At 64.1% G+C, this 7,134-nt stretch carries 11 protein-coding genes; 4 read left to right on the top strand and 7 right to left on the bottom strand.

Annotated features, from left to right (window positions below):
- Positions 1–143 precede the first annotated feature (143 nt).
- On the top strand, positions 144–713 hold the full coding sequence (locus tag AB0C34_RS16600; RefSeq protein ID WP_357072837.1) for a Uma2 family endonuclease: 570 nt from the start codon (positions 144–146) through the stop codon (positions 711–713).
- Between the two features lie 32 nt (positions 714–745).
- On the opposite strand, the gene AB0C34_RS16595 is transcribed toward AB0C34_RS16600, so the two are convergent.
- Genes AB0C34_RS16595 through AB0C34_RS16585 form a run of 3 tightly spaced genes read right to left on the bottom strand, consistent with a single transcriptional unit; the run spans position 746 to position 2,393 of the window.
- The gene (locus AB0C34_RS16595) at positions 746–1,357 is read right to left on the bottom strand and encodes an ATPase (RefSeq protein WP_357072834.1); all 612 of its coding nucleotides are present in this window, start codon (positions 1,355–1,357) and stop codon (positions 746–748) included.
- Complete coding sequence (locus tag AB0C34_RS16590; protein ID WP_357072831.1) at positions 1,354–1,836, bottom strand: DUF1772 domain-containing protein; 483 nt, start codon at positions 1,834–1,836, stop codon at positions 1,354–1,356. The genes AB0C34_RS16595 and AB0C34_RS16590 overlap by 4 nt, the downstream gene beginning before the upstream one ends.
- On the bottom strand, positions 1,830–2,393 hold the full coding sequence (locus AB0C34_RS16585; RefSeq protein WP_357072828.1) for a peroxiredoxin-like family protein: 564 nt from the start codon (positions 2,391–2,393) through the stop codon (positions 1,830–1,832). Before AB0C34_RS16585 ends, AB0C34_RS16590 begins: the two co-directional genes overlap by 7 nt.
- Positions 2,394–2,466: 73 nt before the next feature.
- Here AB0C34_RS16585 and AB0C34_RS16580 point away from each other — a divergent pair, with 73 nt between their 5' ends.
- A complete protein-coding gene (locus tag AB0C34_RS16580; protein WP_357072825.1) occupies positions 2,467–3,078 on the top strand; it encodes a TetR/AcrR family transcriptional regulator C-terminal domain-containing protein in 612 nt (203 codons plus the stop codon).
- A gap of 37 nt (positions 3,079–3,115) precedes the next feature.
- Here AB0C34_RS16580 and idi read toward each other — a convergent pair whose 3' ends face one another.
- The 3 genes from idi to AB0C34_RS16565 all read right to left on the bottom strand — a co-directional run bounded on the left by idi (position 3,116) and on the right by AB0C34_RS16565 (position 4,176).
- Positions 3,116–3,715 (bottom strand): isopentenyl-diphosphate Delta-isomerase, encoded by a 600-nt coding sequence (gene idi / locus AB0C34_RS16575; protein WP_357072822.1) that lies wholly within the window; start codon positions 3,713–3,715, stop codon positions 3,116–3,118.
- A complete protein-coding gene (locus AB0C34_RS16570) occupies positions 3,712–3,903 on the bottom strand; it encodes a hypothetical protein (protein ID WP_357072819.1) in 192 nt (63 codons plus the stop codon). Before AB0C34_RS16570 ends, idi begins: the two co-directional genes overlap by 4 nt.
- Before the next feature lie 126 nt (positions 3,904–4,029).
- Complete coding sequence (locus AB0C34_RS16565; RefSeq protein WP_357072816.1) at positions 4,030–4,176, bottom strand: hypothetical protein; 147 nt, start codon at positions 4,174–4,176, stop codon at positions 4,030–4,032.
- 435 nt (positions 4,177–4,611) lie between these two features.
- Between AB0C34_RS16565 and AB0C34_RS16560 the strand changes: the two genes are divergently transcribed.
- Both AB0C34_RS16560 and speD read left to right on the top strand, forming a co-directional pair.
- On the top strand, positions 4,612–5,982 hold the full coding sequence (locus AB0C34_RS16560) for an aspartate aminotransferase family protein (RefSeq protein ID WP_357072813.1): 1,371 nt from the start codon (positions 4,612–4,614) through the stop codon (positions 5,980–5,982).
- Positions 5,983–5,987: 5 nt separating this feature from the next.
- The gene (gene speD, locus AB0C34_RS16555) at positions 5,988–6,416 is read left to right on the top strand and encodes an adenosylmethionine decarboxylase (RefSeq protein WP_357072810.1); all 429 of its coding nucleotides are present in this window, start codon (positions 5,988–5,990) and stop codon (positions 6,414–6,416) included.
- A gap of 119 nt (positions 6,417–6,535) precedes the next feature.
- Here the strand turns inward: speD and AB0C34_RS16550 are convergent, their stop codons facing one another.
- The gene (locus AB0C34_RS16550) at positions 6,536–7,066 is read right to left on the bottom strand and encodes a hypothetical protein (RefSeq protein WP_357072807.1); all 531 of its coding nucleotides are present in this window, start codon (positions 7,064–7,066) and stop codon (positions 6,536–6,538) included.
- Positions 7,067–7,134: the final 68 nt, after the last annotated feature.

Genomic DNA, 7,134 nt, shown 5'->3' with positions numbered 1-7,134 from the left:
CGGTTACCCGAGAGCTGCTGGCGGGGAGCACCGACCGGTGCTTCTCGCCGACAGCTACCCCCGGACCGGTCGGCTGGACTCGGACGGAATCGGTGGCGATCCTTTCGCCATCGTTCGACGAGGTTGGAGGTGTTTCATAGGCGATGCCTATCCCCCGTTCCGACAGCTGGACGGCTGCCGACCTCGAACACATGCCCGAAGATGGATTGCGCTACGAGGTGTTGAATGGTCAGCTCGTCGTGAATGCCGCGCAGAAGCCTCGGCATCAGTGGCTGATCCAATGCCTGGTGCGCGCACTAGCGGATGCCAGGCCGTCCGGTGTAGTCGTGCTCGACGGCGTCGGAGTGCTGATCGGCGACGACGAGCCGATCCCCGATCTGATAGTGGCGAACGGGCCGATCGGATGGGATGACCGAGGAATCCCATCCGAACAGGTTCAGCTCGTGGTCGAGGTGGTGTCCAGATCCACTACGCTGCAGGACCGCATGGTCAAACCCGTCGTCTATGCCGAAGCCGTTATCCCGAACTATTGGTGGTTCGAGCCGAACCCGTTCAAGGGGCAACTGCGTGACGAGTCCGTGCCGGTACTGTTCGCGCACGAACTGGGCGATGTCGGCGCCTACCAGTTGACGCACCGGGTGGCGGCGGGGAACGCCGTCACCTTGCGCAGTCCTTTCGAATTCACGATTGATCCTGGATCGCTGCTGCCCTGACCGTCCGCCGGGCAACCATGACCGCAGATGCGCTAGCCGGGAATGGCGCGCTCCTCGACAAAGACCTTGCGGCAGACCGAAGCACAGAAGGCATAGTCGGTGCCATCGAGGGTGAGGGTGAAACGGGCGGTCGACCGTTTCACGGTCATTCCGCAGACCGGGTCGATGGTATACCCGTCAGGGGGTTGCGCGTGGTCGCCGGACTCTCGGTAGTCCTGCGTCATCAGCTTGGTGATCTCGGTGGCGCCGAGTTTCCGGCCGAAGGTGCCGATGTGGTGTTCGCGCAGGCCGACGATCTGGATCACGCAGTGCGGCGCACGGGTCAGCCGATCCGGATCACTCTCGGTTTCGGCGATGGCCCTCGTTATCAGCGGAATTACGTGGTCGCCGATGTTGTTGTTGCTCCATGATCCCGGGACGGTGAGTCGTACCAGATAACGTGGCGCGGCGTCCAACTCCGGTCCGCCGGTCGCCCACACCTCGGGACTACGCACCAGAACATGGGTTAGTTCACGGGCTTTCGCCAACACCGAGTCCGGCGCTCCGGGCTCCGTGGTCAGCTCGCGCAGGATGCGTTCGGCAAGCGCGCGTTTACGTTCGGCGGTGAGTGTGTCGTCGGGGACGAACAGTTCGACGGTCATCATGGGCGCGCATCCTTTGTCAGGCGCAGGGTACCGAAAGCGACGAGCAGGAACGCAAACACCGCGCACAGGGCGCGGGCGATATGGAACGCTTCCCAGCGGCCCAATATCTCGGCGTAGTCGGCTGGGCGACCGCTGATCGCCCACACCTTGATCTGCTGGTTGATCGGGACGTTGCCGAGCCGGGTGATCAGGAACGAGGCGACCGTGAGCGCTGCCGCGCCGCCCGCGAGCCGGCGGTACCTCGCGGACGAGCGCACGGCGAGCACCAGGGTGCTGAGGAAGGTCGCGCCCATCAGCGACTGCATGACAAAGCCATTCGCGCTCATCAGCGCGGTATGGAAAGTGAAGCGGACGTCCAGAGCAACCGTGCGAAAGGCATATAGGACATTGACCGCGCCGTAGCCGAACGAGCCCGCGAGCAGGCCGCCGAAGAACAGCGCGCAGGCTCGTGCCATAAGTGGCCTTTCGATGTTCAGCACAGGTGACGCTCCGCTGCCGATGCGAGCGTGAGCAATTCGTCGACCGACCATTGGTCGTAGACGTGCTCGCCGTGTTTCGCGGCGAGCACGTGTCCGTCCGGGGCGATCAGGAAATCGCCCGGGAGCCCGAGGCCGCCGCCTTCGGGTTTCGTGGGCGGGGCGGCCTGCTTGCCGCGCAGGGTCGCGCGCGCGTCGTGTGCGACACCTCGCAGGACAGCGGTCCATCCGCGCGGGTCGAGCAGTGTACGAGGGGAAGTCTCGACGCCGAACTCGCGGTAGAGAATGCGAGTCGGATCGGCGACCACGTTTAGCGGCAGGTCCGCGGTGTACTTGCGTAACTCCGCTGCGCTGGAATGGAACACGATCACCTCCCGAATGTTCGCCGCGGTGATGTCCTGTGCGCGGCTGACGATCGAACGGAGGTGCAGATTGCACACCGGGCACCCGGCGAATCGGCGGAACTGCAGGTGGATCAGGCAATCCGGGTCCGGTACCTGAATCTGCGCGCCGGAGACGGTGACCAGTGTCCGGTCCGGGACGGTGGTCGGTGAAGACATCGAGGGCTTCCTTTCGTAGGTGTACCTTGTACGCCTACGTTCAGTATGCGCGTACCTTGTACGCTGTCAACCCATGCCCCGTCCTCGGTCGCTGACCACCGCGGATCTCGCCGCGGCTGCCCTCGCGGTGCTCGACCGCGAGGGTATGTCCGCGCTCACCATGCGTGCGGTGGCCACCGAACTCGGCATGGCCACCATGGCCCTGTACCGCTACGTACGCGACCGCGACGGGCTCGAGTTACTGGTGGTGGACCACGTGTTCGTCTCGATCGACACGACGCTGCCCGCCGGGGTCGACTGGCGGGCGCGGATGGCGATGCTGCTCGAACACATCCGAGCCGGTTTTTCGGCCCATCCGGCGGCCGTGCCGCTCGTGCTGCGGCACCGCCAGTCCTCGATCGCGTCGCTGCGGGTGATGGAAGCCATGCTCGCCGTGCTCACCGAGGGCGGCTTCCACGGACGGGCACGGGTGATCGCCCAGCGCACGCTGGTCGCCTTCCTGATCGGCTTCCTGCAGAACAAGCACTACGCGCCGCTGTCGGGTCGGGGGACGATCGGGTTGTCGGAACTTTCCCCGCAGGACTATCCCCATCTGGCGCAAGCGGCCGGCCAGGCCAAGGATATGTCTGCCGACGACGAATTCCGGGGTGGTGTGCAGATCGTGCTGCGCGGACTGAAGCCTTAGCGAGTAATCCTGCGGTCAGGGCCGACGCCCCCCATTGTCAGTAGGTCGCGGCGGCAGGTAGCTGAGTCGGGTCACCGGCCGCCCAGCGCAGTGGATCCGGACCCAACTCGACCAATTGCTCCACCTGCATCCGGCACCAAGGCGAGACCTCGAGGGTGCCGTCGCACACACGTGTCGCGAAGCTGTGCCACGGTATCCATTCGGCGCCGTCCACTTCCTCAGGGTCTGCCTGAAGCGTGGTCGATTCAGCTGTGGCCGTGAAGACAGGGCACAGTTCGTACTCGACGATTCCATTCGGCATTTGAGCGCGGTAGGAGAAAGTCGGCAGGACCAGGGTGATGTTTTCCGCCTTCACGCCGAGTTCTTCGTGGACGCGACGTCGCACGGCGTCGGTGAGCGGTTCCTCCGGCTCGGGGTGGCCGCAGCAGCTATTGGTCGTGACGCCCGGCCACGTCGCCTTCGCCGATGAGCGTCGGGTGACCAACAGGCGACGATCGCTGTCGAAAATGTACGAGGAGAAAGCCAGATGAAGGGGGGTGTCTCGGTGATGCACCTGGTCTTTTGGGAGGTAGCCGATAGCTTCGCCATCGGCCCCGCAGAGAATGACTGAGGGGCTGGGTGTAGCAGGGTGATTCATAGTGGCGCCTGTTGTGGTGAAGGAAGCACGCTGTCGTGGACCGCCAGCGCTGGAGTGCGAGTGAGCAGCGAGTCGAAGGCGCGCTGCTGCTGTGTACGGTAGCAAGAGTGCTCGCGGGTCACCGCGGCCGCGAGGTCGGCGGTGTGGGTCGAGTCGACCGAAAGGTCGAACAGCAGGTCGGGACGCACTTCGTGGTGGCGGAACCTGCGGATCTGGCTGCGCCTGGCTGATAGCGCGTGCGCTGTTGCCTACTCCGGTGGCGCCGACGATGAGGTCGACATGTGTTTCGGGTGTCACTGTTTCGACGGACACGGCTACCCTTCCGCCGCGCTGGTGCCGTAGGGGTAGCGCACCGGCCGAAGGAAAGATGATTCGACGTCGAGTTGGCACAGCCCGTACGTGGCCTGATCATTTTTCCGGTGCGCCTCGCGCAATGTCTTCGGCGGGAGTCGCGCAGCCATACCACTACCCATGATCGTGCTTCCAGATTCGTGCCTCGCCGCTCGGATCGAAACTGCACACTCGAAGCGCTCGGCGTCTCGCAGATACTACAGGGATCTGCCTGATGTTCAGCCCCACCTCACGTTCGGCGTGCGACGTGCGGTACGGGCGTTCGGCCGGATAGTTCTCCCAGGTCGACTCGCCGACGCCGGCCTCGGCGAATATAAGATTTCGCCTGCTCGGCGGCGCGCTTCACGTGAAAGTAAGCCAGCGGCAGCGGGTCGGCGGCCGTGACGAGACGACACGACGTGCCCGGCTCCCGCTATGGGCGCGGTGTACTCCGACAAATGTAGGGATTTCCCGACTTCACCAGCCCATGTCCGCGCGGCAGACTCGAGCGACCGAATCACCGAAACGGGTACCGGCCCCACCGGTCCCAGATGCAGGTAGTAATTGTGACTGGTCACGACATCGGCGCAGGCAGTGCCGCTACAGATCACCTGTGGATGCATTTCACTCGCCATTCCACTCAAGACACCTCGGCCGCGTCCGTTATCGTGCGCGGCGACGGCCCCTACATCTACGACGCGGCAGGCCGCCGCTACCTCGACGGGTTGTCCGGGCTTTTCGTCGTGCAAGTCGGTCATGGCAGGCAGGAACTCGCTCAGGCGGCCGCCAAACAGGCGGGCGAATTGGCGTACTTCCCACTCTGGTCCTATGCCCACCCACCCGCGATCGAATTGGCCGAGCGATTGTCCGACCTGGCGCCGGGCAATCTCAACCGAGTCTTCTTCACCTCGGGCGGTTCCGAGGCGGTCGAAACCGCGTGGAAGCTTGCCCGTGCCTACTTCCGGCGCACCGGCCGTCCGCTCAAGCACAAGGCGGTATCGCGGGTGATGTCTTATCACGGCACCTCTATGGGCGCGTTGTCGATCACCGGAATGCCCACCGCACGTAATGATTTCGAGCCACTCGTGCCAACGGTTGTTCGTGTGCCGAATACGAACTACTACCGGCGCCATCATCGGGAATCGGACCTGTACGAATTCGGGCAGTGGGCCGCCGACCAGATAGCCGAAGCCATCGAACAGGAGGGGCCGGACACGGTCGCCGCGGTCTTTCTCGAACCGGTGCAGAACGCGGGTGGCAGTATCCCGCCGCCACCGGGGTATCTTCGTCGCGTTCGAGAAATCTGCGACCGGTACGACGTCTTGCTCGTAGCTGATGAAGTGATCTGCGGATTCGGCAGGCTGGGCGAGTATTTCGGCTCGCAGCGCTACGATCTGCAACCCGACATCATCACCTGCGCCAAAGGGTTGACATCCGGCTACGCCCAGCTCGGCGCGATGATCGCCGATGAGCGTTTGGCCGAACCGTTCCGCGCCGATCGCGACTGGTTCGCGCACGGTTTCACCTATGGTGGGCATCCCGTCGCGGCCGCGGTCGCTCTCGTCAACCTCGATATCATCGAGGGCGAACAGCTCAACGCGTACGTGCGCGCCAACACCGACGTCTTCCGAAGCTATCTCGATCGGCTTTATGACCTCCCCATCGTCGGCGATATTCGTGGCGACGGATTCTTTTTCGGCATCGAGTTGGTCAAGGACAAAGTGACTCGAGAAACGTTCACCACCGAGGAGAAGGAGGTGCTGTTGCGCGAATACGTGTCGAAGGCTCTGTTCGAAGCCGGACTGTATTGCCGAGCCGACGACCGCGGTGACCCGATCATTCAGTTGGCCCCGCCACTGATCTGCGACGAATCGCATTTCGCCGAGATGGAGCAGATACTTCGAGCCGTACTCAGTGATGCTTGGCGGCGACTGTGACGGAGGTGCGCGAAGAGATCACGCCGGTCGGGGCATTCATCGGCCGACACACGATGGCGGAACTCGAGGGTATCGATTCCGCGCTGCTGGACAACGAGGATCTGCTCCGGAAAATCCTCGCGGGGTCGCTGACCGTCGCCGGCGCCACGGTTCTCGACATCACGTCCAAAAGATTTCAGCCGCAAGGCGTCACCGTCCTGCTGTTGCTCGCTGAGTCGCACGCGTCCATCCACACCTACCCCGAACTCGGCGCCGCGTTCGTAGACGTGTTCACCTGTGGTGAACGTGCGGACCCCGGGTACGCCACCCGCCTGGTGGCCGAGGCCCTCAAACCCACCAGGCTCAACCTGCACACTGTCGCTCGCGGACACACCGAACGGAATGTCGTGAGAACCGGCGACGAGCCGGGGACCGAGGTGATGTCGTCGGCATAGTCGATCGCCACCAGGTGGGTCGGAAATGCCCCGGCTCGCTTGGTGTCACCGATTATCGCGGCTGTCCGTGCGACAATCGCGACGCGCGCAGTCGGCGATCGGCGCGCTGATCTGGATGATCAGTGGGTCGGTGACGCGATCTGCCAATGCTCCTGGAGTGCGCCCGCGATCTGCGGGAGCACCGTCACCGGAATACGCTTGCGGCGCAGTATCGCCCGGATCTCGGTGACCTGGTCACGCTTGCGCAGGTCGTAGGCGCCCGCGACCGGGCGGACCACCGGAGCTATCGACAGCAAGACCAGTTCGCCGTAAGGTTCGTCGCCGCCGGACAGGTCCAGCGCCAGTGACCAGCGAGACCGTTCATCGAGGGCGAACCGACCGGCCACCACACGATTCCAGTCGATGCTGGACACCGTCCACGGCGTGCACCGGTAGATGGAGTGATCGGTCAATACGACGGCATCCCTGGTGAACAGCGCCGACAGAACGGCGACGCCCGCGACGGCACCCGCCAGCAGGCCGGTGAACACCCGATTGATGCCGAACGCGGCGACAAACGCACCGCAGATCGTCACGGTCATCATAATGCCGAGCACGCCGTAGACCACTGCGCGCTGCGTCGGGACCACACCCGCTCGCACCGTTGTCATCTCACCTACCTGCCTCTGGTGCACTGCCGGGCATGACGGTACCGCCTGCTCGGCTACCGGCGCACACC

The sequence above is a fragment of the Nocardia sp. NPDC049220 genome (genome assembly GCF_040647855.1).
GTDB lineage: Bacteria > Actinomycetota > Actinomycetes > Mycobacteriales > Mycobacteriaceae > Nocardia.
Note: the sequence above shows the minus strand (reverse complement) of the source record. Positions and strands in the feature narration are given on the sequence as shown.

What these genes read in the sequence shown, in the direction of transcription:
- AB0C34_RS16600 (WP_357072837.1), top strand. Translation starts at nt 144, where the DNA reads ATGCCTATCCCCCGTTCCGACAGCTGGACGGCTGCCGACCTCGAACAC.
- AB0C34_RS16580 (WP_357072825.1), top strand. Translation starts at nt 2,467, where the DNA reads ATGCCCCGTCCTCGGTCGCTGACCACCGCGGATCTCGCCGCGGCTGCC.
- AB0C34_RS16595 (WP_357072834.1), bottom strand. Translation starts at nt 1,357, where the DNA reads ATGATGACCGTCGAACTGTTCGTCCCCGACGACACACTCACCGCCGAA.
- AB0C34_RS16565 (WP_357072816.1), bottom strand. Translation starts at nt 4,176, where the DNA reads ATGGCTGCGCGACTCCCGCCGAAGACATTGCGCGAGGCGCACCGGAAA.
- AB0C34_RS16550 (WP_357072807.1), bottom strand. Translation starts at nt 7,066, where the DNA reads ATGACAACGGTGCGAGCGGGTGTGGTCCCGACGCAGCGCGCAGTGGTC.
- AB0C34_RS16585 (WP_357072828.1), bottom strand. Translation starts at nt 2,393, where the DNA reads ATGTCTTCACCGACCACCGTCCCGGACCGGACACTGGTCACCGTCTCC.
- idi (WP_357072822.1), bottom strand. Translation starts at nt 3,715, where the DNA reads ATGAATCACCCTGCTACACCCAGCCCCTCAGTCATTCTCTGCGGGGCC.